This is a genomic window from Nocardia otitidiscaviarum (genome assembly GCF_007362295.1).
In the GTDB taxonomy this organism is placed as follows: domain Bacteria; phylum Actinomycetota; class Actinomycetes; order Mycobacteriales; family Mycobacteriaceae; genus Nocardia; species Nocardia otitidiscaviarum.
This window is the reverse complement of the sequence record NZ_CP041695.1, coordinates 7,271,987-7,296,560: the sequence shown is the minus strand read 5'-3', so window position 1 is coordinate 7,296,560 and position 24,574 is coordinate 7,271,987. Positions and strand designations below refer to the sequence as shown.

At 70.6% G+C, this 24,574-nt stretch carries 15 protein-coding genes; 8 read left to right on the top strand and 7 right to left on the bottom strand.

The window, feature by feature from the left end:
* Positions 1–153 precede the first annotated feature (153 nt).
* The 4 genes from FOH10_RS32835 (at position 154) to FOH10_RS32820 (ending at position 6,656) form a co-directional block, all read left to right on the top strand.
* Complete coding sequence (locus tag FOH10_RS32835; RefSeq protein ID WP_039818053.1) at positions 154–636, top strand: universal stress protein; 483 nt, start codon at positions 154–156, stop codon at positions 634–636.
* Positions 637–774: 138 nt separating this feature from the next.
* Positions 775–1,863, top strand: a complete 1,089-nt coding sequence (locus FOH10_RS32830; protein ID WP_143984467.1) for an isochorismate synthase — start codon at positions 775–777, stop codon at positions 1,861–1,863.
* Positions 1,864–2,062: 199 nt separating this feature from the next.
* Positions 2,063–2,233, top strand: coding sequence for a DUF2613 domain-containing protein (locus FOH10_RS32825; protein WP_081592797.1), 171 nt, complete (start codon positions 2,063–2,065; stop codon positions 2,231–2,233).
* Complete coding sequence (locus FOH10_RS32820; protein ID WP_143983540.1) at positions 2,187–6,656, top strand: alpha-(1->3)-arabinofuranosyltransferase; 4,470 nt, start codon at positions 2,187–2,189, stop codon at positions 6,654–6,656. Before FOH10_RS32825 ends, FOH10_RS32820 begins: the two co-directional genes overlap by 47 nt.
* A gap of 66 nt (positions 6,657–6,722) precedes the next feature.
* On the opposite strand, the gene FOH10_RS32815 is transcribed toward FOH10_RS32820, so the two are convergent.
* Entirely contained in the window at positions 6,723–8,147 is a 1,425-nt protein-coding gene (locus FOH10_RS32815) for an acyltransferase family protein (RefSeq protein WP_308212901.1), read from the bottom strand.
* Positions 8,148–8,543: 396 nt separating this feature from the next.
* On the opposite strand from FOH10_RS32815, the gene pgfA reads away from it, so the two are divergent.
* Positions 8,544–9,701, top strand: a complete 1,158-nt coding sequence (pgfA, locus tag FOH10_RS32810) for a cell envelope lipid trafficking protein PgfA (RefSeq protein ID WP_143983539.1) — start codon at positions 8,544–8,546, stop codon at positions 9,699–9,701.
* Between the two features lie 249 nt (positions 9,702–9,950).
* On the opposite strand, the gene FOH10_RS32805 is transcribed toward pgfA, so the two are convergent.
* Positions 9,951–11,168, bottom strand: coding sequence for a polysaccharide biosynthesis protein (locus FOH10_RS32805; RefSeq protein ID WP_244962154.1), 1,218 nt, complete (start codon positions 11,166–11,168; stop codon positions 9,951–9,953).
* Between the two features lie 427 nt (positions 11,169–11,595).
* Between FOH10_RS32805 and FOH10_RS35115 the strand changes: the two genes are divergently transcribed.
* Positions 11,596–13,785, top strand: coding sequence for an MmpA family trehalose lipid delivery protein (locus FOH10_RS35115; protein ID WP_244962153.1), 2,190 nt, complete (start codon positions 11,596–11,598; stop codon positions 13,783–13,785).
* A 620-nt stretch (positions 13,786–14,405) separates the two neighbouring features.
* On the opposite strand, the gene FOH10_RS32795 is transcribed toward FOH10_RS35115, so the two are convergent.
* On the bottom strand, positions 14,406–15,581 hold the full coding sequence (locus FOH10_RS32795) for a glycosyltransferase family 4 protein (protein WP_143984465.1): 1,176 nt from the start codon (positions 15,579–15,581) through the stop codon (positions 14,406–14,408).
* Between the two features lie 175 nt (positions 15,582–15,756).
* Between FOH10_RS32795 and FOH10_RS32790 the strand changes: the two genes are divergently transcribed.
* The gene (locus FOH10_RS32790) at positions 15,757–16,614 is read left to right on the top strand and encodes a class I SAM-dependent methyltransferase (RefSeq protein WP_143983537.1); all 858 of its coding nucleotides are present in this window, start codon (positions 15,757–15,759) and stop codon (positions 16,612–16,614) included.
* 430 nt (positions 16,615–17,044) lie between these two features.
* On the opposite strand, the gene FOH10_RS32780 is transcribed toward FOH10_RS32790, so the two are convergent.
* The gene (locus FOH10_RS32780) at positions 17,045–17,248 is read right to left on the bottom strand and encodes a hypothetical protein (protein ID WP_039818057.1); all 204 of its coding nucleotides are present in this window, start codon (positions 17,246–17,248) and stop codon (positions 17,045–17,047) included.
* 263 nt (positions 17,249–17,511) lie between these two features.
* Here FOH10_RS32780 and FOH10_RS32775 point away from each other — a divergent pair, with 263 nt between their 5' ends.
* Positions 17,512–18,957, top strand: a complete 1,446-nt coding sequence (locus FOH10_RS32775) for an aldehyde dehydrogenase (RefSeq protein WP_143983536.1) — start codon at positions 17,512–17,514, stop codon at positions 18,955–18,957.
* A gap of 140 nt (positions 18,958–19,097) precedes the next feature.
* Here the strand turns inward: FOH10_RS32775 and FOH10_RS32770 are convergent, their stop codons facing one another.
* The 3 genes from FOH10_RS32770 to FOH10_RS32760 all read right to left on the bottom strand — a co-directional run bounded on the left by FOH10_RS32770 (position 19,098) and on the right by FOH10_RS32760 (position 24,167).
* Entirely contained in the window at positions 19,098–20,924 is a 1,827-nt protein-coding gene (locus FOH10_RS32770; RefSeq protein ID WP_143983535.1) for a phosphoenolpyruvate carboxykinase (GTP), read from the bottom strand.
* Between the two features lie 245 nt (positions 20,925–21,169).
* A complete protein-coding gene (locus FOH10_RS32765) occupies positions 21,170–22,729 on the bottom strand; it encodes a hypothetical protein (protein ID WP_244961473.1) in 1,560 nt (519 codons plus the stop codon).
* A gap of 376 nt (positions 22,730–23,105) precedes the next feature.
* Positions 23,106–24,167 (bottom strand): hypothetical protein, encoded by a 1,062-nt coding sequence (locus tag FOH10_RS32760; protein WP_244961472.1) that lies wholly within the window; start codon positions 24,165–24,167, stop codon positions 23,106–23,108.
* Positions 24,168–24,574 lie beyond the last annotated feature (407 nt).

The following is a 24,574-nucleotide window of genomic DNA, read 5'->3' as shown; positions in this document are numbered from 1 at the left end:
TACCGACCGGTGCGCATGCGCGAACGTGCCGGTAACACCCCGAACACGGGAACGACGCGAGACGGTGTCACCCACCGCCGTCCTTGCGGGTGAACCGGCGCGTCGCGGGGTACCCTCGAGGCAGGGACCAACGCTCCTACCAGGAGGTTCGTCATGCCGTGCGACCTGATGCTGATTGCCTACGACGGCTCCGAGAACGCCCGGCGGGCCGTCGAATACGCGGGCCGCTTCCTCACCGCAAACCGCGCCGTCGTGCTCACCGCCTGGGAGCCCATGGTGCGCCAGGCCGCGCGGCTGTCCGGTATCTCCGGCGTCCTGCAGCCGGAGTGGGTGACCGACGAGGAGATCGAGGACGTCGCCTACACCGACGCCAAGAACATCAATGCCGAGGGCGCGAAACTGGCCGGACTGGCCGGGCTCAACGCCGAGGCGCGGACCGTGGAGTGCACCACCACCATCTGGAACGCCATCGTGGACGTGGCCGACGACCTGGACGTGGACATCATCGTGGCGGGCACGCGCGGCGCCACCGGCATCCGGGCGCTGCTGCACTCCAGCGTGGCCGACGCCGTGCTCAAACACTGCCACCGGCCGGTCCTGCTGGTACCGCCCGGCCGGGACCCGAAGGATCACTGATCCCGCGCCGTGGAATCGCCGCCCGCGCCCGTCCCGGCGGCGCCGGGAACCGCCCCGATCCGGGATTTCGGGGCATGCTGAGACCTTCGTCGCTCCGCCGCCGCGAGGCCGCGGGACCGGACTATGGTCGGAAAGATCATGGACGGATTCCTGCTCGCGACTCCCGGAGCGGTCCTGCGGACCGCCGGTGTGCGCGCCGCCCTCGATACGGCCGAGGACGCGGCGGCGGCACTGCGGGACGGGGCGGAACTGGTGGTCGGCGCGCTCGCCTTCGACCCGCGGCGACCGGCCGCCCTGGCGGTACCCGAGCGCTCCGCGTACACCGCCGGGCCGTGGCGGCCCGGCGCGCTGCCGGAACTGCCGCCGGTCCGGGTGGTCACCGAGATACCCAGTGCGGCAGAGCATGTGGCGCGGGTTACCAAACTGGTCGAACAGCTCGCGGATCCGGGGCAACCGCTGCGCAAGGTGGTGGCGGCCCGCTCGCTCATCGCGGCGGCGGAGTCGCCATTGGAACCGGAAGTCATTGCGGCGCATCTTATTACACGACACCCGAATGCGAACGTATTCGCCGTCGATCTGGGTCCGGCCGGGCGCGACGGCGAAACACTCATCGGCGCCACCCCCGAGGTGCTGGTCGCCCGGCACGGCCGCACGGTCACGCTGCGCCCCCTGGCCGGGACGCTGCCCCGGCGGCCCGACCCGGCCGACGATGCCGCCCAGGCCCGGGAACTGCTGGCCAGCACCAAGAACCGCGACGAGCACGCCTTCGTGATCGAGTGGATTCGCGAACGGCTCACGCCCGTCTGCGCCGAACTCACCGTTCCGGACGGGCCGGAGATCATCGGCACCGCCGAGGTCTGGCACCTGGCCACGCCGATCACCGGGCAGCTGCGCGACGCGGACGTCACGGCCCTCGACCTCGCCGTCCTGCTGCACCCCACCCCCGCCGTCTGCGGCACCCCGACCGACCTCGCGCTCGACGCCATCACCGAACTCGAGGAGGATCGCGGGTTCTACGGCGGCGCGGTCGGCTGGTGCGACGCGCACGGCGACGGCGAGTGGGTGGTCGCCATCCGCTGCGCCGAACTGTCCGCCGACGGCCGGGCGCTGCGGGCCTTCGGCGGCGGCGGGATCGTCGCCGCCTCCGACCCGCGCGCCGAACTCGACGAAACCAGCGCGAAGCTGCGCACCTTCCTGGGTGGGCTGCGCTGCGCGCTTCCCACCTAGCGCTGCGCGCTTCCCAGCTAACGCCGCCGGATCGGTGCTGTTCCCGCCATCAGCCCTGTGACCTGGGACTCATCCGGAGACGACCGCGCGCGGAGCCGCCCACAACCGGGCTACCGGTACGTACATGTCTGCTTCCCCGCCATCGACCTGCTAGGTTGGCTCTCCAGTTACGCATGCGTCGATGTATGGGAGTACCGCGATGAAGTTTGCCGTCCCTGGTGTAGCGAGCGCTGCCGGTGGAGCCCTGCTCGGACTGGTCGCCGTGCTGCTGGTGACGATGGCGGCGAGCCAGAACTCACGCCCGGACATCGACCGCAGCGGAGATGCCTCGAGCTCGCTGCTCAACAACGTCGAGTACGGCGCACGCTGAACTGACCTCCGCTGATTCCGCCGAGACCGGTCTATCCGACCGGTCCCCGGCCACCGCACCGCTGGGTCGGCGCTGGCTGATCGGCACGGTGCTCGCCGCCTTCCTGCTGACCTTCCTGCAGGCCCCCGGCCAGACCGTCGCCGACACCAAATACGACCTGGCGCAGAACCCGCTCGGCTTCCTCGCCCGCGCCGCCCACCTGTGGAGCTCCCAGGCGCCCATGGGACAGGTGCAGAACCAGGCGTACGGGTACTTCTTTCCGCACGGGGCGTTCTTCTCCCTCGGGCACTGGCTCGGCCTGCCCGCCTGGGTGACGCAGCGCATCTGGTGGGCGTTGCTGCTGCTCGCCGGTTTCTGGGGCATCGTCCGCCTCTGCGAAACCCTCGGCATCGGCAGCCGCGGCTCCCGCGTCATCGCCGCCACCGCCTTCGCCCTCTCCCCCCGCGTGCTGACCACCCTCGGCTCGATCTCGTCGGAAACCCTCCCGATGATGCTCGCCCCCTGGGTCCTGCTGGCCCCCGCCGCCCTGGGCGCGGCACTGACCCGCCGCCGCACAGCCGCACCCGGACAACCCACGCACGAAGGGCGAGGCACGACACCGCCCAGCCCCATCCCGTGGCGCGGCGCAACCTCCCCCGCCGCCAGCGCGTTCGCCCTGGCCCTCATGGGCTCGGTCAACGCCGTCGCCACGGCCGCCGCCTTCCTCCCCGCCGCGCTGTGGTGGGCCTCCTACAAACCCAATGCGCTGTGGTGGCGCTTCACCCGCGCCTGGATTCCGCTGCTGGCTCTCGCCACCTGCTGGTGGGTCGTTCCGTTGCTGCTGCTCGGCCGGGTGAGCCCGCCGTTCCTGGACTACATCGAGTCCGCCGGGGTGACCACCCAGTGGGCCTCCCTCGCGGAGGTGCTGCGCGGCACCGACAGCTGGACCCCCTTCGTCTCCCCCGAGCGCATCGCCGGTGCGGTGCTGGTGACCCAGCCCGCCGCCGTGCTCGCCACCGGCATGCTCGCCGCCGCGGGCATGGCCGGACTCGCCCTGCGTTCCATGCCCTGGCGCGGCCGTTTCGTCCTGATCCTGTGCGTGGGCCTGGTCGGCATCTGCGCCGGATACGTCGGGCAGTTGGGCGGCCCGTTCGCCGAACAGGTGCGGCTCTTCCTGGATTCCGGCGGCGCACCGCTGCGCAATGTGCACAAACTGGAACCGCTCATCCGCATACCGCTGGTGGTCGGCCTGGCACACCTGCTGAGCAGGGTGCCGCTGCCCGCGTCGGTTCCGATGCCGGTGTGGCGCAAAGCCTTCGCCCATCCCGAACGGCACCGCATGGTGGCGGTGACGGCGCTCGTCCTCACCGCCCTGGCGCTGTCCACCTCGCTGGCGTGGACCGGGAAGCTGGCCCCGCGCGGCGCCTACGACGAGGTGCCGGGCTACTGGAAGCAGACCGCGCAATGGTTGGCGCACAATGCCTCCGACACCCGCGCGCTGGTGGTGCCCGGTGCGCCGTTCGGCAGCCAGGTGTGGGGCCTGACCCGCGACGAACCGCTCCAGGCCCTGGCGAGCACCCCGTGGGCGGTCCGGGACGCGGTGCCGCTCAATCCCCCCGGTGCCATCCGCGCCATGGATTCGGTGCAGCGTCTCATCGCCGATGGGCGACCGTCGGCGGGACTCGCGGCCACGCTGGCCGAGCAGGGCATCGGAGTGCTGGTGCTGCGCAACGATCTCGATCCGGAGACCTCGCGCTCGACACGACCCATGCTGGCGCACCAGGCGATCGAGGGCTCGCCGGGACTGCGCAAGGTGGCGGAGTTCGGCGATCCCGTGGACACCAACGGGAAGACCGACGGCCTGGTCTCCGACGGGGATCTGCGGCCGGGCTATCCGGCCGTCGAGATCTACCGCGTGCAGCCGCGGCCGGTGGGCACGCCCGCCCACATCAACAGCGGGACCGGCGCGCCGGAGTCCTTCCCGGGCGCGTACGAGGTGCCGTTGGACGGTGTGCCCGTGGTGCAGGGCGGTCCGGAGGTCCTGGAGCGGCTGGCCCGCGATCCCGGTATCCCCGCCGGACCGACACTGCTGGCCGCCGATGCGGAGCGGGCCGGACTGCCCATCGAGGCGGTCACCGTCACCGATACCCCCATGGCCCGGGAGACCGATTTCGGGCGCGTCGACAACCACAGCTCGGCCGTGCGCGCGGAGGGCGATCCGCGACGGACCTTCAATCTGGTACCCGACTATCCGGTGCCCGGCGCGCAGCTGGTGCGCGGGGAATGGTCGGGGGCCACGATCACGGTCTCCAGTTCGGCCGGCGACGCCACCCAGCTCGGCGGCGCCGCACCCGGCAGCTCCACCGCCGCGGTGGTCGACGGCGATCCGGCCACCGGCTGGCTGAGCAACGGCACCCAGACCGCCATCGGCCAGTGGCTGCGACTCGATCTGGACGAGCCGATCGACGCGGGCGCACTGCGGGTGACCACCAGCCGGGCCGCCATCGGTTCGCCGGTGAAGTGGCTGGAGGTGGCGACGGCCCGCGGCACGGTGTCCGCACGTGTCGCCGAACCCGGTACGCCGGTGAACATCTCACTGCCGCCGGGACGGACACAATGGGTGAAGATCACCGCCCGGCAGACCGAGAACGGCTCGGGCGGTGGGCAGTTCGGCATCAGCGAACTCACCCTCGACGACTACGGGCGGCGCGACGATCCCGTGCGGGTGGACATCCAGCATCGCATCGTGCTGCCGCCCACCCCGGCGGGCGCCTGGATCGACGGCTGGCGGCTCGGCCAGGAGTTCCCCGGCCGCAGCGCCTGTTTCGACGCACCGGACCGGATTCGATGCAGTAAGGCACTCGCACTGGCCGCCGAGGAGCCCGGCGTGTTCGAGCGCATGCTCTCGGTGCCCGAACCGCTGGCCGTATCACCCGAACTGATGGTCCGCACCCGGCCCGGACCCGCGCTGGAGCGGCTGCTCTCCGATCCGGCCCGCCCCGTCGCCCGCGGGCGCGCCGATGTGGCCGATCCGCGGGGCGCGGCCGTGACGGCCACCGACGGCGATCCCCGCACCAGCTGGGTCGCGCCGGAGACCACGGTACGAAATATCCTGGGGCCCAAGCCGACCCTGGTCATCGAACTGCCCGAGCCGACCCTGGTGACGGGCATCGCCATCACACCGTCACCGGGCGAACTGCCCGCCCATCCGACCTCGGTATCGGTGAATCTCGGTGACGGGCCGCAGATTCGCGAGGTGGATCCCGACTCCGGCGTCACCTCCCGCGTCGACCTGCATCCACACGTCACCGACCGTATCGAACTCAGCATCCACACCTGGGATACGGTGCTCGACCGCACCGCACTGGGTTTCGCGCAGGAACAGCCGCCCGGCCTGGCGGAGGTCGCCGTCCTCGGCCCCGACTACCCGGCCGCCGCCGACCCGGGCACACCGATCACCGTGGACTGCGCCAACGGCCCGACCATCGCCGTCGCCGGCCGCACCCTGCACACCTCGGTGACCGGCACGATCGACGAATTGCGTTCCGGCGCACCGCTGCCCGCCCGCCTGTGCACCCCCGAGGAGGTGGCCGCCGCCGCGCCCGACCTGCCGGTCGACGACGACTGGGACCGCACCGGCGGCGACCTGATCGGCCTGCCCGCCGGACAGGTGGACGTGACGGTCGCACCGACCGAACTCTTCACCGTCGACGAATTACGCCTGAACCGCGCCGCGCTGGGCGGCTCGTACGCGCCGGCAACGGGAGAGAGTGCGACAGCCGCTCCCACCCCGCCTCCGGCCGCCTTCGCGCCCCCCGTCGGTGTCCGCGCCGCCCCCGGCACGCGTCTGCTGGTGCTGCCGCTCAGCACCAATGTGGGTTGGGAGGCGCATACCGCCGACGGCACCGCGCTCGAGCCGGTGGTGATCGACGGCTGGCAGCAGGCCTGGCTGGTCCCCGCGGACGTCGAGGGGCCCATCACCGTCTCCTTCCCCGCCGACCGCTGGTACCGCCTCGCGATCTTCGGCGGACTGGTCCTGCTGGTGCCGCTGGCGGTCCTCGCGCTGTTCGGGTCGCGGCTGCGCCGACTGCGCGCGCATCGGGCTGCGGACAACGCCCCGCCCATGACCGCCCCCCGCCCCTGGCAGAGCCGGACCGTGGGCGCACTGGGGATCACGGCCGTCGCCGGGCTGATCTCCGGACCGGTCGGAATCGCCCTCGGCGCAGCGGCTCTCATCGCCGACCGGCTCCGCCCACGCCACTGGGACCGCATCCTCGTCGCGCTGGCGGCAGGCGGCACCGCCGTCTCCGCCGCCGCACTCTCCACCGCCCCCTGGCGCTCCCCCGAGACCTACATGGGCGGCTCCCTCTGGACCCAACTCCCCGCCCTCGTCGCCGTCATCGCCGTCGCCGTCGCCGCCCTCCCCCCGCGCCACCCCCGCTGACAGATCGAGGGGGAACTGGTGGCGGCATCGCCCGAGAGGTCCCCGCCACCAGTTCCCCCTCGATGCTCAGCCGAAGCGGCGCGCCCAGCGGCGGACAGGTTCTTCGATGAGGGCGTAGCTGGCGGCGGCCAGGGGGAGGGTGAGGGCGATGGTGAGGGCGAGGACCTGGGGGAAGTCGCCGCTGAAGGGGACGATGGCGAAGACCGGGAAGACGATGGAGAGTACGGCCAGGTGCCAGAGGAAGACGCCGTAGGACCAGCGGCCGAGCATGGCGGCGGTGCGGCTCTCCAGCCAGCGGTGGCGGATATCGGGGCGCAGTACCAGGGGGGCGAGCAGGGTGAAGCCGATGATCGCGCCGAAGGCCATCTTCAGGACGTACTGCCAGGGCGCACCCCGGGTGAGTCCGGGCAGGCCGCCCAGATCGGTGGCCGAGAGCAGTAGCGCCACCAGCGCGACCGTCCACAGGAGCCACGGATTTCCGGCGAGGCGGCGCAGCCGCGGCACCGCCAGGTCGGAGAGTTCGGCCAGCAGCATGCCCGCGGCGAACCACGGCAGGTAACCGGGCAGCCAGTTGTCCGAGTTGATGGCGTCCGGGGTCGGCACCGGGATGAGATTCCAGGTCAGACACAGCGTTCCGAATGCCAGCAGGACCGGCACCCGCCAGCGCGCCCGGTCTCCGCGCAGCCACGCCACCGCGACGGCCAGCAGCGGCAGCAGCAGATAGAACGCCATCTCCACCGACAGACTCCACATCTGGGTGAGTCCGTCGGTCAGGGTGAGCGGCACGAATACCTGCACCAGACCGAGATTCGCCAGCCACACCCGGAATCCGGCGGTGCTCGCGGCGGTCGGCAGCAGGATCAGCACCGCGCAGACCACCGCCCAGTAGGCGGGCAGGATGCGGGCGGCGCGGTGCAGCAGGTACCGCCCGGCGGCGGGTGCGGTGCCGAGTCCGCGCGCGGCGGCGGCGTGGGGACGCCAGAGCAGGAATCCCGACAGTGCGAAGAACACCGCGACGGCCATGTCGAACCGCTCCAGCACGCGTCCCACCATTGGCAAACTGGTCGCCCCGGTCTGGAATGCCACGTGCGTGACGACCACACCGAGCGCCGCCATCCCGCGCATGCCCTCCAGGGCGGGCAGGAATCCGGCTGGCCGCCTCGGGAATTCGGTCGAGGCCGCACCGGGTTCGCTGGCCACGTTCGCGGCGCGCTCGACCGCGTCCCTCTCGATTCCACTCGCCGCGGCGGCCTGCGCCGCGCACCCCGCGGCTCCGCTGCCCACGCCACTCGCCGAAGCGGCCTGCGGTGCGACCGCGGCGGCTCCCCTCTCCGCGAATTCCGTCGGTGCGGCAGTGGCGCGGCGGTGCGGGGTTGTCCGCGTCCGGCGTCCCTCGCTCTCCTCCACTCCGGCTCCGCGCTGGTCGAACTCGCGGTTCGCCGGTCGGGTCACCGCCGCTGTCGGGGCGGAGTCGCCGTGTCGCGGTGCCATAGCGAAAGCGGATGATGGCGCGGCCATCGAACCGGTGTCGGTCGCGGTGGTCGCTTCGGCGGAATCGCCGCGCGGCGGTGCGGCAATGTCCGCGCCCGCTCCGGTGGGTGCGGAATTCGACTCGATTGCGCCCGCTACCTCGGCGGATTCGGTTTCTTCACCGACCGGTCGGGGGGGTTCGGAGGACGGGTGCAGGGTCGTGGTCATCGCGATCCAGTGTGCCTTGTCTGGCCTGATGTGAGCACTCCGTGTTTGACTTGGGGCCGTTTCGCGGGGATTTCCGGCCTCGGCGCAGCGTAAGGGCAGACCGGACTGTTAGTGTCGGGGCTCACGCGTGCTGCGCGGCGACCGCAGTACCGCGCCGGAACGACCTGTTCGACGACGAGGAGAACCTGCATGGCACTGAGTGCCGGTACCAGAAGGACAGTAGCCTGCCTACTCGTGGGGTTGGGCGCGATGCTGCTCGTCGCCGCGGTGATGATCCCCACCTATACGGTCAACCAGCTCGCCAAGACGCCGCTCGACCTGGAGATCACCACTGTCGCGACCAATGGACCCGAGAACGCCGGTGAGGTCCTCGACGCCAAGTCGCTGACCTCCCCCGAGGGCGCGGCGAAGGTCGACACCAATGTGCCGCTGTTCTCGCAGCGCTTCCTGACCATCGAGGAGCCGGTCAGCGCGGAGATCCTGACCATCCAGGCCGGTCAGACCCTGCGCCGCACCGACAAGCAGGGCGACACCGGCCTGCTGACGGCGTCCATCGACCGGGTCACCGTGGACCGCAAGACCGGTATGCCGGTCGACGAGGTCGACGGCGGCCCGAACGGCGCGATCGGCGCGACCGTGGACAAGAACGGTCAGACCGTGATGGACCCGGTCCAGCACACCGGTCTGCAGTACCGCTTCCCGATCGGCACCGAGAAGAAGACGTACCCGTACTTCGACGTCAACGCCCGGCAGACCTACGACATCAACTTCGTCGAAGAGACGGAGATCAACAACACGAAGGTCTACCACTTCTCGCAGACGATCCCGCCCGTCGACCTCTCCACCGTGGTGAACTCGCCGACCAACAAGCTGAGCCTGCCCGCCGCCAAGTGGGGGCTGGAGGGCGAGGAGCCGGTCACCATGACCCGCTGGTACACCAATACCCGTGACGTGTGGGTGGAGCCGCAGACCGGCACCGTCATCAAGGGCGGCGAGAAGATCTACCAGTACTACGCGCGCAGCGCCGACAAGCCCGAAGTGACCGTGCTCAAGGGCGAACTGGTCTTCGACGAGAACACCATCGAATCGCAGATCGCGGTCGCCAAGGAGAACACCGACAAGCTGGCCCTCTACGGCCGCGTCATGCCGATCATCTTCGGCGTCCTGGGCGCCATCGCCCTGATCGCGGGTCTGGTGCTGGGTCTGCTCGGCGGCGGCAAGGATCCGGTGCGCCGCGGCGCGGCCCGCTCGGGTGCCGGTCCGCGGCCGGGTTCCGGTGACGCGTTCTCGGACGCACCGACGCAGCAGATCGACATCGGCAAGATCGACACCGAGAAGAAACCCTGATCTCGGACTGATCCCGAACCGGCGGCTCCCCACCTGTGACAGGTGGGGAGCCGCCGTCGTTTCGCGGGCCGTTGCCAGGGCGAAGAGGACAGCGGGCCCGCGCCCGCGATAGCGGGGCCACCGCACGAATCAAGGCGACTCGCGAACCAGGGCCGCCGCACCGATCGGGGCCCGCAAACTCGAAGGGGAAGCCGTCCTGATCGAGGCCGCGTCACGAATGCGAGGCCGCCCCTACGGAAGCCAGAAACGTCAGATGGAAGTCGTGACCGGCTGCGGGCGGCGGGTCGCGCCTAGGGCGAGCGCGGCAATGACGGCGGTGGTGATCGCGGCGGTGGTGGTGGCGATGGTGATGAGGCCGAGGACCGAGTGGGCGAGGGTGAGCATGGCGGCCACCCCGGCGGCCAGACCCAGCCAGGTGAGGGCGGCTGGCGCGGTGCGGTCGGCCGCGATGGCGGAGAGCAGGGCGGCCTGCAATACCGCCAGCAGCGCCCCGTCGAGGGCGAACAGCCACAGCAGGCCCTGTACAGGGGCGTAGTCCTGACCCGCGAACAGCGGGGCCAGCGGGGCGGCGACCGCCGCGCCCGCCACCGCGAGCACACCGATGGCCGACAGCACCGCGAGTGCCGACCGCACCGCCTGCGCCGAATGCTGCGGCTGCGCCATCCGTGGATACAGCACCACACCCACCGCCTGCGGCAGCCAGAACGCGATCTTGGTAGCCACCGCGCCCAACGCGTACCGACCGGCATCATCGGTCTCCAGCACGATCCGGGACACGATCAGATCCGCCGACGACAACGCCATGAGCGCGGCCTGCAACTGCGCCGCCCGCAGTACCGCCACCACCCCCGCCGATTCGGATTCGGCGGCAGTCGGCCACTGTTCTGCCCTTGCCGACGCCGGACGCGAGTCCGCGGACCGTACCCGCGCGGTCGGTTCGGTCACGGTATGCGCGCCCCCGGCGGCGAGGCGGGCCGAGACGGCGGCGACCGCGATACCGACGGCGGCGGCCCACAGAGCCGCGGAGGTGCCGCCTCCGATCGCGAGCACGATGATCGCGGGGGTCACGCGGGCGACTCCCGCACCGCCGAGCACGGTGGCCAGCTCGCGGAAGCGGCGCTGCCCTTGCAGAATCCCCTGTTCACCGGAGAGCAGGACCAGCACCGGCGCGGCACCGAGCGCGGCGGCCGACGCCCAGACACCGACATCCAGCACCGTGCTCACCACCGGCACCAACACCACGGCCACGGCGGCGACCAGGGCCGCACAGCGCCACCCGAGCCCGCGCGCGGCACCGATCCCCGCACCGCGCACCACCTCCCGCGCCACCACGTTCTGCAGGGCCAGCGCCGGAACCGCACACAGCAACTGCACGGCCAGCAGGCTCGCGAACGGGCTGTATCCCGACACCCCCAACCACCGGCTGGCCAGCAATTGCAGCAGATAGCCCGCGACATTCGCCGTCATGGCCCCGACCGTCACCAACGTCAGATCCGCGACAACAGGCAGACGGCGTACAGCGGACACATCGGCAATGCTCCCACCCGCACGCCCACCACCCGCCCCCACCCCGTCCGAAACCTGTGCAGGGCCCCACCGCGCGGGAGTCGCGAACGAGATCACCGGGTGCGACGGTTCGCCGCTGCTGCGGGCCTCATGAGCGAGGTCGTCGGCCTCAGGGCGGGCGCGTACCAGCTCACTGCACGGCGGGACGGACGGGCGACCCGCTGCGGGGGCGACCGGCCGAGGTGACCGCCGAATCCACTGTTACCGCGAGACCCCCGGGCGCAGTCGACACGACACGGGTGTTCGCGTTGGCGGCGCGGCACACGCCCGGGATGGTTGCCCGCGTCGGACCCCGGGCGGTGAACGTAGGGTGCTGGGCGTGAGCGCGGTGGTCCGGGAGCGGTGGTGGCGGTGGGTGCCCGCGGGGTACAGCCTGGTGCTGGCGCTGGTGGTGGTGGGGCCGCTGCTGGGGTCGGGGTATCTGTTGCTGCGGGATGCGGTGAGTACGCCGCGGTCGTACCTGACGGATGCCGCATTGGGAGTGGGGGATGCCGCGCCGCGGGCGGTGCCGCAGGATGCGTTGGTCGCGGTGCTGTCGGGGGTGGTCGACGGCGGAGTGGTGGTCAAGGCGATTCTGGTGGGGGCGCTGTGGCTGGCCGGGTGGGGTGCGGCGGTGCTGGCGCGGGAGCTGCTGGGGGCTTCGCCGGGGGCGCGGCTGGTGGCGGCCACCGTCGCCGTGTGGAATCCGTATGTCGCGGAACGACTTCTGCAGGGGCACTGGAGCCTGCTGACCGGGTATGCGGCACTGCCGTGGATCGCGGTGCTGGCGCAGCGGATTCGTGGTGAAGCGGGCTTCGGCCGGTGGGAGCGGGCTCGAAACTGGGCGCTGCTCGGCGGCTGCCTGGCGGCGGCCGGGCTGACTCCGACCGGGTCGCTGCTCGCCGGGGCGACGGCGCTGCTGGTGGTGGGACGACGCAATCTCGCAGGGGCAGTTGGCCTGTGGGTGATCACCGCGGCACCCTGGCTCACCGCCACCGCGCTGTCCGGGGCGGGCGCGGAGCCGTCGGACCCGGCCGGAGTCGCCGCCTTCGCGGCGCGGGCGGAACCCGGGCTGGGGACGCTCGGCAGCCTGGCCGGGCTGGGCGGCATCTGGAACAGCACGGCGGTCCCCGGTTCCCGCACCACGTTCTTCGCCGTGATCGGCACCCTGCTGCTGTTGAGCATTGTCGCCCTCGGTGTGCGCACGGTGGCCACCGGGGCCCGCGATACCCGGCGGATCCGCCGAATCCTGCTGGCCCTGACGGGATTCGCCATCGTGCTGCCCGCACTGGCGGCGACCGGCTGGGGCCTGTCGCTCGGCGAAGCCCTGATCGAACACGTCCCGGGCGCCGGACTGCTGCGCGACACCCAGAAATACGTCGCACTCGCGATGCCCGCCTTCGCCCTGTGCGCCGCCGCCGGCTGCCACACCGCCGCCGGCCTGCTGTTCCGCGACCGGCGCATCACACCGGTCGTCGCGAGCGTCCCCACCACGCCGCCACCCGACGCAGCCGAGGAAGGTGATGACAAGCCCCGCAACGCATTCGAAGACGCGCCCCGACTCGCTTACTCACCTGGCTCCGCTGGCGGCCCTGCCCCGGACGCGCCTACCGCAGACACCGCCCCGGACGCGCACGCCGGAGATACCGCCCAGGACACTCCGATGAGCAGTGCCACCTCGGATACTCCGACCAGCGACACAGCCGCGGACTCGCCCACTGGCAACACCACCCGGGGCATTCCGATAAGCAACGTCACCCCGGACACCCCGGCCAGCGACACGGTCCTGGACACCACGACCAGCGCCCCAGCCTTCGGGTCCGACACCCCGACCGGCAGCGCCGTCACGGATGCGGCTGGCATCGAGGCCACGACAGTACCCGGCGACCGCCGGACTCGAACAGGTGCTGTCGCAGTGCTTTTCATCGCCCTGCTGATCGCTGCTCTGCCCGACCTCGCCTGGGGTGTGGGCGGTGAGCTGCGGCCGGTGCACTATCCGCCCGCGTGGGTGGAGGTAGCCGAACTGGTGGACGCTCCGGGGGATGTGGCGGTGCTGCCGGGCGGCATGTTCCGCAAGTTCCGCTATTCCGGACCCGCGCCGGTGCTGGACCCCGCGCCGCGCATGCTCCGTCGCGATGTCCTGCAGACCGGTGAGCTGCCGGTTCGGGGCGCGACGGTGGCGGGTGAGGGGGCTCGTGCCGGGGAGGTCGAGCGATTGCTCCTGCGCGGTGGCTCCGCGACCGAACTGGCCCGGCTCGGCGTCGGCTGGGTGCTCGTCGAGGGCGGCACCCCCGGACCGGTCGGTGAATCGAAAACCACACTGGCACAGCTGGAACCGGTCTACTACACCCCGGCGCTCCAGCTCTACCGCGTCCCCGGCCCGATCACCGCCCACGACGCCACCCCGGCCACCCGCCGCACCTCCGGAGCCGCCCACCTCGCCTGGGCAGCCCTACTCGTCGCGGGAACCCTGGCAGCGCTCACACCACGCCGCCGCACTCGACCCACACACCGGACCGGGCCGTCCGCCACCCCCTGAGCACATCCGCACCCACCGGAACCGCCCACCTCGCCTGTCGGCCCTACTCGTGACGGGAACCCTGGCAGCGCTCACACCACGCCGCCGCGCACAACCCACATGCCCAACCGAGCCATCCGCCACCCCTGAGCACATCGCGCCCACCGGAATCACCCTCAGCGCCCGGTCGGCCCTACTCGACGCGGCACCGCTCAGCGCTCACACCCACACCCTGCTGGACGTGTGGGTTGAGCGCAGCCGCAGCAACCCTCACGGCACTCACGCCACGCCACCGCGCATAACCGGCACACCCGGCCGAGCCATCCGCCGTCGAGCACATCCGCACGCACCGGACCGCGCGCATCGGCTGGTCAGCCCTGTCGGCAGCAGAGGCCCTGACGGCGCGCCCCTCGCTGCCGCCTCAACCCCGGGTCTTCCATCCCCAGGCACATTCGCGAGCCCACCCCCGCACGAGTCGCGGGACGGGAGGAATCCGGATGGGGTCGTCGCCGTCGGCTCCACGACGCGCACCCGAGTAGCGGCTCACACCGGCCGCCGCGGCGAGAACGCATGTCGTAGTACGACAGCCACCCGGCCACACCGGATCCCGCGCGGCGCACGGCGCGGCCGTCCATTGCCGGTTACACCTCGACGTTCGCCGCCGTCACCAGCCCTGAGACGCGTTCTCCGCGAGCGACGGCCGCGAGCACCTCGTATACCCCGTTTCCCGTTTGCTCCCAGGAGAATTCGCGGGCGCGGGCGCGGGCCTTCTCGCCGAGGACGGTGCGGGTTTCGGGTGCGGTGAGCAGTTCGCCCACGGCGGCGGTGAGCTGGGCGGGGTCGTCGACGAGCAGGCCGGTGACGCCGTCGACGATGGAGTCGGTGAGTCCGCGCGAGCTGCGGTAGCCGATGGTGGGGACGCCGTGTTGGGCGGCTTCGATAACCGCCAGGCCCCAGCCTTCCTTGCGGGAGGGGAGCACGTGCACCCAGGCGCGGGCGAGCAGTTCGTGTTTGCGCTCCTCGTCCACATGGCCGTGGAAGGTCACCGCGTCGGCGATGCCGAGTTCGTCGGCGTGCGCCCGCAGGTTGTCGGCCCACCAACCGTCGCCGATGACGTCGAGGTGCAGGCCGGGAATGCGGGGGCGCAGCGCCGCGACGGCGGCGAGGGCGTCCTCGATCTGCTTGTGCGGTACCAGGCGGGAGAGCACCACGATGCTCGGATGCGCGGTGCGGGTGGTGTCCGAGCCGGGCGTGACGCCCTCGGGCACGGGTTCGGCACCGTTGCGCACGACCGCCACCCGGGCCGGTTCGACGCCGAGCAGCGACAGTTCCTCCGCCGAGGGCAGGGAGACGGTCAGGTACTGGTTGCGGCGGTGCACGCGCGGCGACAGCCGGGATTCGATCCACCAGCCGATCCGTCCGACCAGCCGGCCGGCCACCGGCCACTGCTCACGGTGTCCGTGATGCACCAGCACCACGGTCGGCGCGGCGCTCGCGGCCCGCGCGAAGAAGGGGATGCCGTTCTGGGTGTCGATCACCGCGTCCGGGCGCGCGTGCTTGAGCGGTCCGATCCCGAGCCGTCCCAGGGCGATGGCCGCCAGCGCCCGCGGGTAGACGGTGTACCGCCCCCCGGCCCGGCTGATCTCGATGCCGTCGATCCGTTCCCGCCGGGCGGCCCCGGGGTATCCGGCGGTGCGCAGCGTGACCTTCACACCCCGCGCGGCCAGGTGCGCCCCGACCTGTTCCAGGTACCGCTCGCTGCCCCCGCCCTGCGGATGCCCGGTGTCCCGCCAACACAGCAGCAACACTTCACGCACGGGCTTCTCCAGGTCGTTCTCACGGATGCGGGCAGACAACGGGCTCCACCATAACCGCCCACCCCGGTTTCCGGGCCCTCAGTGGTCAGCTGACCAGCCCAGGGCCGGGAAAACGCCGCCGCCCGCGCCCGGGTGGGCGTCTTCGCCCGATGGTCGCTGTGCGAGACTGGCCGCCATGCTTCGAGCCGCGCAATCCGGATGGCGACGTCCGCGTTTCGCCCGTCGCGCTACCTTGCGGCGGTCCCTGCGTCTGCTGGGCAGTTTCAAATTCGAGCAGACGGATCCGGCCGTGTTCTACGGGGGCGTGGCCGCCGATACGGCCGATCTGGTCGGCGACTTCTTCCGGGATCTGACCGGGCGTTCCCTGCGCGGGACCGTCGTGCTGGACGTCGGCGGCGGTCCCGGCTACTTCGCGGACGAGTTCGCCAAGGCCGGGGCGCGGTACATCCCGGTCGAACCGGATCCTTCGGAAATGCATGCGGCCGGGCTGTCGGTGCCGGGTGCGGTGCGCGGTTCGGGGATGGCGCTGCCATTCCGGGACGACGCGGTGGACATCTGTGTGTCGTCGAATGTGGCCGAACATGTGCCGCAGCCGTGGGTGATGGCCGACGAGATGCTGCGGGTGACCAAACCGGGCGGCCTGATGGTGCTGTCCTACACCGTCTGGCTGGGCCCCTTCGGTGGGCACGAGACCGGTCCGTGGCACTACCTGGGCGGGGAGTACGCGGCCCGGCGTTACCGGCGCAAGCACGGCCGCGAGCCGAAGAACCGATTCGGGCGGTCACTGTTCGCGGTACGTGCCGCGGATGGCCTGCGGTGGGCCCGCTCGACCCCGCCGGATATCGAGATTCTGGCGGTCTTCCCGCGCTACCACCCGCGCTGGGCGTGGTGGCTGGTGCGCATTCCCGGACTGCGCGAATTACTGGTCAGCAATGTGGTGGTGGTCGCCGGTAAACGGAATTCAGCGCTCGAGGCAGCCGCGACGCCAGAGTCGGCGCAATCCGCCCGTGCATTCGGGTTCGCTCCACGGTGACTCCTGGTTTGCGAGACCCACGGTTTCCATGGCGGTGAGCCCGACTTGTCCGGCGAGTTCGTTGACCGTGGCGACGGCTTCGGCGGCTCGCAATGCGGCGGTCGCTTGCTCGGTTGTCAGTGTCCGGCCGGGGAGGAATGACACCACCCAGCCGCCGGCGCCAACGCTTTTCGCCTGATGCGGCGTGAGATCGCTGGTCATCAGCGATCTCCCGATCACTTGCACCGACATGACTCGGACTCCCTGTGCCGTAACGGTTCATGAATCGAACGAGCAATCCGCGGTAGCTATAAGCATGCTCGCAGCAGCTGCAGAATGCAATAGTGCGTTTCACGAAAAGCGAACCGACAGGTTGGAATTCGAGATTACGAATGCCCGGTATTTGCCACACATGTGCTCAATTACCCTGCGCTCGCATCGATCTCGATGATCACCGATCCGACATGACCAATCGCAATACCGGCTGACCCACCCGATCCGCACGCTGCGGACCCGCCACGACTTCGACCCGCCAACCCGGTGGCAGCACCCGCTGCAATTTTCCCGCCTCCCGATGCAGGGGCGTGCCGGCGGCCACCGCCGGGAGGTCGGTGATCTCCGGGAGCACGAAAGCGCCGAAATCCAGATCGGTCATGCCATCGCCCGCCTTTCACGAGTCGGCTCAGCTCCCCCCAGCCGAACCGCATGCCGAAGACGAGCAGCGAACAACCTCAGTTGAAAAGAATAGCTAATGTTTAGCAACCGGACCGATGGTCCGTGAGACGAAAACCACACCGAGCATAGGGCACGCATGAGCGCATCGACGGCGAACGCCACACGAACGGCGCGCCCACCTTCCGGACAGCAGTCCGGACCATCATCCGGACAACCCTCGGCGCAAAACTGTAACGTGTTCCCATGAATTACCAGAGCTTGTTCATCGGCGGTCACTGGACGGCCCCGGCCAGCGCCGAACGCGTCCCGGTCGTCTCGCCCGCCACCCTGGAAACCGTCGGCACCGTGCCGGTGGTGAGCCGCGCCGACGTCGACGCGGCGGTGGCCGCGGCCCGCCGCGCCTTCGACAGCGGCCCGTGGCCCGCCACCCCGCCGGAGCAACGCGCCGACGTTCTCGCCCGCGTCTCCCACCTGCTCGATCAGCGGGTCGGAGACCTGGTGGCCGCGCTCAGCGCGGAGCTGGGCGCACCCGCCATGGCCGCCAATACACTCAACTACCTCCCGGCCAAGGCCGCCCTGGACTTCTATGCCGGACTCGGTAAGTCCTTCCCCTGGCACGAGACTCGCGTCGGCGCGTTCGGCACCAGCCGGGTCTCGCGCGAACCGGTCGGTGTGGTCGCGGCCGTCACGGCCTGGAACGTGCCGCTCTTCCTGGCCGTCAACAAGCTCGCCCCCGCCCTGCTCGCGGGCTGCACGGTCGTGCTCAAACCCGCGCCGCTCACCCCGCTGACCACCAACCTGCTGGCCGATCTGTTCGTCGAGGCGGGATTGCCGGAGGGGGTGCTGTCGGTGCTACCCGCCGACGCGGAGGTCTCCGAATACCTTGTCTCCCATCCCGATGTGGACAAGGTGACCTTCACAGGCAGTACCGCGGTGGGTCGCAAGATCGCGTCCATTGCGGGCGGCCAACTCAAACGCTGCTCCTTGGAGCTGGGTGGCAAATCTGCGGCAATCCTGTTGCCGGACCTGGATATCGCCGCGAGCATGCCCACCCTCGCCTTCTCGGGCCTGATGAATTCCGGTCAGGCGTGCGTGGCGCAGACCCGCATTCTCGCGCCGCGCAGCCGGTACGACGAGATCGTGGAGGGGCTCGCGGACGCGGTGCGCGCCATGAAGACCGGTATTCCGAGCGATCCCGACGCGACCCTCGGCCCGCTCATCTCGCAGCGGCAACGCGAACGCGTCGAGGGCTATATCGCCCGGGGCAAGGACGAGGGCGCGCGCCTCGTCCTCGGTGGTGGACGCCCCGACGATCTGCCGGGCTGGTTCGTCGAGCCGACCGTCTTCGCAGATGTCGCAAACTCCATGGCCATCGCGCGCGAGGAGATCTTCGGCCCGGTGCTGTCGGTGCTGCCCTACGACACCGAGGACGAGGCCGTCGCCATCGCCAACGACAGCGATTACGGACTAGCCGGTTCGGTGTGGACCACCGATATCGAGCACGGCGCGGCGGTCGCCGCCAAGGTGCGTACCGGCACCTATGCCATCAACTGGTACGCCTTCGACCCCTGCGCTCCCTTCGGCGGCTACAAGAACTCGGGCATCGGCCGCGAGAACGGCCCCGAGGGCCTGGACGCCTACTGCGAACAGAAATCCCTGCTCATGCCCATGGGATACCAGGGTTCATAGTCGGGCACCGAATCGGTTCCGCCCGCACCGAACTCGGCGCGGGCGGCCACTCGATATCAGAACCCGATTGCCCACAGAACTACTGATCTCGCATCGGCCGGGGTAACTCCAGCCGCGCGCTGAGGACGCGGAGAGGCGGACTAGCCGAGACGCTGCTTGAGGCCCTCGAACTCGTCGCGGACGCCCGAGGGCAGCTTCTCGCCGATGAATTCGAACCACTCCTCGATGAGCGGGATCTCGCGACGCCACTCCTCGGGGTTGACGGCCAGGGCCTCGTCCACATCCGCCTCGTTCACGTCGAGGCCGTCGAGGTAGAGGTCGGCGGCGGTGGGGACATTGCCGATCGGGGTCGGGCGGGCCTCCTTGCGGCCCTCGATGCGGCCGATGATCCACTCCAGCACGCGGGAGTTCTCACCGAAGCCGGGCCACAGGAAGCGGCCGTCCTCGCCGCGGCGGAACCAGTTGACGTAGAAGATCTTCGGCAGCTTCTCGGCGTCGGCGTTCTTGCCGATATTGCCCCAGTGGCCCAGGTAGTCGCCCACGTGGTAGCCCATGAAGGGCAGCATGGCCATCGGGTCGCGGCGCACGGTGCCGACCTTGCCCTCGGCGGCGGCGGTCTGCTCGGAGGCCATGGTCGCGCCCATGAACACGCCGTGCTGCCAGCTGAGCGATTCGGTCACCAGCGGCACGGTGGTCTTGCGGCGCGCGCCGAACAGGATGGCCGAGATCGGCACGCCCTGCGGGTCGTCCCACTCCGGCGCCAGGATCGGGCACTGCGACATCGGCGTGCAGTAGCGCGAGTTCGGGTGCGCGGCGAGGGTTTCCGACTCGCGCTCGTACCAGTCGTTGCCCTTCCAGTCGATCAGATGGTCGGGGGTGCCCTCCAGGCCCTCCCACCACACGTCGTTGTCGTCGGTGAGGGCGACATTGGTGTAGACGGTGTTGCCCGCCTCCATGGTGGCCATGGCGTTCGGGTTGGACGAGTGGTTGGTGCCCGGCGCGACGCCGAAGAAGCCGAATTCCGGATTGACGGCGTAGAGGCGGCCGTCCTTGCCGAAGCGCATCCACGCGATGTCGTCGCCGAGGGTTTCGGCGCGCCAGCCCGGAATGGTCGGCTGGATCATGGCGAGGTTGGTCTTACCGCAGGCCGACGGGAAGGCGGCGGCGATGTAGTACGCCTTGTTCTCCGGCGAGATGAGCTTGAGGATGAGCATGTGCTCGGCCAGCCAGCCCTCGTCGTGCGCCATGGCGGAGGCGATGCGCAGCGAGTAGCACTTCTTGCCCAGCAGCGCGTTGCCGCCGTAACCCGAACCGTAGGACCAGATCTCGCGGTCCTCGGGGAAGTGGGTGATGTACTTGGTGTCGTTGCACGGCCACGGCACGTCGGCCTGGCCCTCGGCCAGCGGCGCGCCGACGGAGTGCAGGGCCTTCACGAACGGCTTGTCGGTGCCCAGCTTCTCCAGGGCGGCGGCGCCCATGCGGGTCATGACGCGCATGGAGACGACCACGTATTCGGAGTCGGTGATCTCGACGCCCAGCTTGGGGTCGTCGGCGCCGAGCGGGCCCATGCAGAAGGGCACCACGTACATGGTGCGGCCCTTCATGCAGTCGCGGTACAGCTCGGTCATGGTGGCGCGCATCTCGGTCGGATCGACCCAGTTGTTGGTCGGGCCCGCGTCGGCCTCGGTGCGCGAACAGATGTAGGTGCGGGATTCGACGCGCGCGACGTCGGAGGGATCGGAGAGCGCGAGGAACGAGTTGGGCTTCTTGGCCTCGTTCAGCTTCTTGAAGGTGCCCGCGGCGACGAGCTGCTCGGTGAGGCGGTCCCACTCCGCGTCGGACCCGTCCGCCCAGACCACGCGGTCGGGCTGGGTCAGTTCTGCGACCTCCTGAACCCAGGCAAGCAGTTCCTTGTGCTCGGTGGGCGCGGTGCCATCGTGAAGACCAGGAATGGTCGCTGAGGTCATGAAAACTCTCCTGAGATGGGTGGCCTCGGATGGCTCGAGCCGGCGTGAGTCCAGCTCGCGACACCTGTTGCCACCGATTGCGGTCGGGCCCCCGCCCGCCGTCTGCGCGATAGCACGTCCCGGCTGGACGGCATACAGGGACGAAGCGGACGCCCGGGTTCCTGCTATAGAGGTTAACGCCATATATCCCGGGCGCAGGAATCGGGTTGTCCAGTCGGTATCGGGTCGAGACCGCCGACCAGCGGTTATGTGAATTCCAGTGTGCGAAGGTCACGTTCACAGGCCGCTAATTGCCCTGGTCGGCGCGCTGCGGCGGCGCGGAGCAGGTCCTCGATTTCACCTACCCGACGGTCTGTTTCCACCACATTCTCGGTCGCCAACCGAACCAGCTGGTCTGTGATTTGATCCTCGGCCTCCACCAGGACCGCGGCCACCCGCTGCTCCAGGTGCGCCTTCACATTCACCAGCGCATCCGCGATCCACTGGCGCAAATGCGCCCGGTCGGCCAGCTGACCGCGCGCCCGCGCCAGCCAGGCGGCCACCCCCGCACCCAGCAGCAGGGTCAGCGGGACGGTGGCGTAATCCAGCGCGGGCATGAGCGCGAACGGGGAGACGATCAGGCGTCCCAGCCCGAAACCGGCGGATGCGCCGATCACGATCATCAACCGGTCCTCCGCACCGACGTGGCGCGGCTCCGGATCCGGACCGACCCGGGGCGGCGCGGCGACACGCTGCGCCACCCGCATGGTCGGCTCGGGTTCGGCCTCGTCGTCCACGGTCGACGCGAACGCCCGGACCGTCAGCTCGACCAGCCGGGTCAGATCGGTGAGCCGGTGGCGGATCTCGGCGTCGATCTCCGCGGTCAGCTCGTCCACCGTCCGCTGCAGATGCCGCGGGTAGTCGCGCTGTTCGGCGCGGCCCAGGCGCTCGACGTCGGCTCTGGCCGCGATATTGAGGGCGCGAATCCGCGCGCCCACCTCGTGCACGAGATCGACCTTCGCCAGCTGCATCCGATTGTGCAGAGCCGCCATGGCGATCGAACGCCCGCCGTCGCCGACCGCCAGCAGTTCCACCCGCTCCTCCCGCAGCGCGGCCACGTCGGCGGCCGATCGCAGGGCCTCGATCTGCTCGTCGATGCGCCGACGGGTGTCCGCGAGCACCCGCCGCAGCACGCCCTCGGCCTGATCGGCGGCCGTCACCGCACCCGCCGCGGCGGCCAGGCGGGCGTGCAACAGGGCGATACCGGCGCGATCGGCCAGGGCCGCGTCCGCCGTGGTGCGCGCCGCCGCCGCCAATTGCGGTGACACCGGGACGATATCGAACCCGGAGCGGTTGTCGAATGCCGCGGCCAGCAGCTCCCGGTTCCGGTCCCGGATCACGCGCCAGTCGTCGTGCGCGTGAATACCGCCCAGCGCGAAGACGATCCGCGCCCCGCCCGCACGCAGCCGCCGCACCACGTCCAGGGTGTGCGCCCCGATCGGCGCGGCGGCATCGCACAGCACCAGCGCCACCCCCACCGGCCGCGCCGGCTCCTCGACCGGCTCCGACACCTCGAGGCGGGGGACGAAACGCGCCAATTCGGCCCGCAGCAAGGCCGTGTTCGCGTCGTCGACACCGATCAGCGTGATCGAACCCGCCACCTCACCGCCGACGCGCGCCGCCTCCAGCAACGCCATGCCCTGTGGATTCCAGCGCGCCACAACGGCTTCCGCCGTCGGTGGCAACACCAGGGAGGAGATCCGAGCTGAGTGCGCCGCATCGACCCGCACGGCCGACGCGGACAGCGAGATGAGGCCGCGCGGCATCTCGGAGATTCCGAACGGAGTGTCATCAGATCCGCTTGGAGTGACTGAGACTCCGAAAGGACCAGACGTAGCTCTATACGGATCTGATGAGATTCCGGACGGAGTGGCTGACGCTCCGGACGGAGTGGCTGAAACTCCGAACGGACCGGATGAGGTGGCCGACCCAGCGGTCGCGGCCGTGGTATCGCCACCGATCGCGGCGGAACCGCCGGGCGACTCCCACCCGTGCGTGGGCCCCCGGGACTCCTCGGCGGTTCCGTCCATTGGCTGTTCCCGACGCTCGGGACCCCGGCTCAACGGCTCGTCGTCCGGAGCGGGCGGACCGACCATGGGGGTGGCGGTCTCCCGGCGGGTGTCGTGGGCGGTGCCGGGGCGTTCAGAGTCGGGCATCGGTCAACCGTTCCCACAGGCGGATGTAGCCGTCGTGAATGCGCAGCGCGGCGCGACGGGCATCCGGTGTGATGTCGGCGGCGACGACCGCGCGCCAGTGGGCGGCGTGCGCCAGGGCCTGGTCCGGGTCGGTGGGGGCGGGGTCGGTGGCGGGCAGCCGGGCGAGCGCGGGACTGGACAGGCCCGCCCGCAGGCCCAGCGCCAGCGCTTCGTCGCCCCGCAGGTAGGTCTCGATGCGGTCGCGCACCGGAATGCGGCAGGCCGCCAGCCGGGTGAGCTCGTCGAGGAGTTCGCCACCGCGCCGGGCCGCGTGTGCTTCGCAGCGGCGGCGCAGGTCGGCGTGCAGCGGGTCGATTCCACTGGCGGCGTGCAGGATCTGCAGGATTCGCCCCGACGACAGCTCGGGCCGGTACCGCAGCGCGGAGAGGGCACAGACCAGGCCGGGCAGCGGCCAGCGGGCGAGCAGCGCCTTCCGGTCGGCGGTGTCGGAGCCGAACGCGGGGTCGGTGAACCGTTCCGGAACGAGGGCGAACGTCGGGTCCGGATGGTCGCGGTGGCGGCACAGGGTGGCCCGTTCGGCATCGGTGACAATGCCGGATCGGGTATGCGCCGCCAGGGTCGCCACCACCGGATGTACGGCCATGCCGAACTCCTCGGCGCAGCGCTCGGCGGCGGTGACCGCATCGCTCCAGCGGCTGCCGATGGCGTCGGCCTTGTTCAGCACCAGCAGCATTCGCTCCGGCGGCACGGTGGCGAGCACCGCTCGATCCGCGGGGTGCGGCGCGCCCGCCAAGATATAGAGGACGAGATCGCCGTCCAGGACCGGTTCGGGTTGCCCCGGCACATCCACCGACGCGGTCTCCTCGGCGGCGAGCAGGGCCAAAGCCCGCTGCACCGTGGTCTTTCCGGCACGGCTGCGCCCGGTGACCTGAATGCGCAACGGCCGCCGCCAACGCCGGACGGCGGCTTCGAGTCGTGGGGGGACCGGCGTATCGCTCGCGCGGACCGCCGTCAGCAGCAGCTCCAGTTCGCTTCGACCTTCATCCATCGCGTATCTCGCTGTAGCTCAACGCAATAACTCACGTGTGTTTTCGGCAGAAATGCCCTGAAATCCGGTGTGCCCGCACCGGTACCCGCGCGCCCATCGCGAATACAGCGGAATCCTAGTCACGAAAACGACGCCATGAAGCGGGAATTGCGCCATCGGGACAACCCTGCTGGCCGGGGCGTCGGCCGCCCGCCGGTCGGCGCGGACGGTGCGCCCGATCACCGGCGCCACGCCCCTGTGTGACGCGTCACGGCCCGCCCATTCGGCGACGCGGTCGCATTACCGCTCGTTTCCCGGTACCCGGTCGCGGAAACGCAGGTGGGCGCGATCACGAAAATGCCCGCCGGAAAACGGATCGGGCACCCAACGCGTGGTCGATTGCTGCGCTAATCATCGAATACTGGACA

Excerpts from the sequence above, each read along its gene's own strand:
- FOH10_RS32835 (WP_039818053.1), top strand. The coding sequence starts at position 154 with ATGCCGTGCGACCTGATGCTGATTGCCTACGACGGCTCCGAGAACGCC.
- FOH10_RS32830 (WP_143984467.1), top strand. The coding sequence starts at position 775 with ATGGACGGATTCCTGCTCGCGACTCCCGGAGCGGTCCTGCGGACCGCC.
- FOH10_RS32825 (WP_081592797.1), top strand. The coding sequence starts at position 2,063 with ATGAAGTTTGCCGTCCCTGGTGTAGCGAGCGCTGCCGGTGGAGCCCTG.
- FOH10_RS32820 (WP_143983540.1), top strand. The coding sequence starts at position 2,187 with ATGCCTCGAGCTCGCTGCTCAACAACGTCGAGTACGGCGCACGCTGAA.
- FOH10_RS32815 (WP_308212901.1), bottom strand. The coding sequence starts at position 8,147 with ATGGCACCGCGACACGGCGACTCCGCCCCGACAGCGGCGGTGACCCGA.
- pgfA (WP_143983539.1), top strand. The coding sequence starts at position 8,544 with ATGGCACTGAGTGCCGGTACCAGAAGGACAGTAGCCTGCCTACTCGTG.
- FOH10_RS32805 (WP_244962154.1), bottom strand. The coding sequence starts at position 11,168 with ATGACGGCGAATGTCGCGGGCTATCTGCTGCAATTGCTGGCCAGCCGG.
- FOH10_RS32790 (WP_143983537.1), top strand. The coding sequence starts at position 15,757 with ATGCTTCGAGCCGCGCAATCCGGATGGCGACGTCCGCGTTTCGCCCGT.
- FOH10_RS32780 (WP_039818057.1), bottom strand. The coding sequence starts at position 17,248 with ATGACCGATCTGGATTTCGGCGCTTTCGTGCTCCCGGAGATCACCGAC.
- FOH10_RS32775 (WP_143983536.1), top strand. The coding sequence starts at position 17,512 with ATGAATTACCAGAGCTTGTTCATCGGCGGTCACTGGACGGCCCCGGCC.
- FOH10_RS32770 (WP_143983535.1), bottom strand. The coding sequence starts at position 20,924 with ATGACCTCAGCGACCATTCCTGGTCTTCACGATGGCACCGCGCCCACC.
- FOH10_RS32765 (WP_244961473.1), bottom strand. The coding sequence starts at position 22,729 with ATGCCGCGCGGCCTCATCTCGCTGTCCGCGTCGGCCGTGCGGGTCGAT.
- FOH10_RS32760 (WP_244961472.1), bottom strand. The coding sequence starts at position 24,167 with ATGGATGAAGGTCGAAGCGAACTGGAGCTGCTGCTGACGGCGGTCCGC.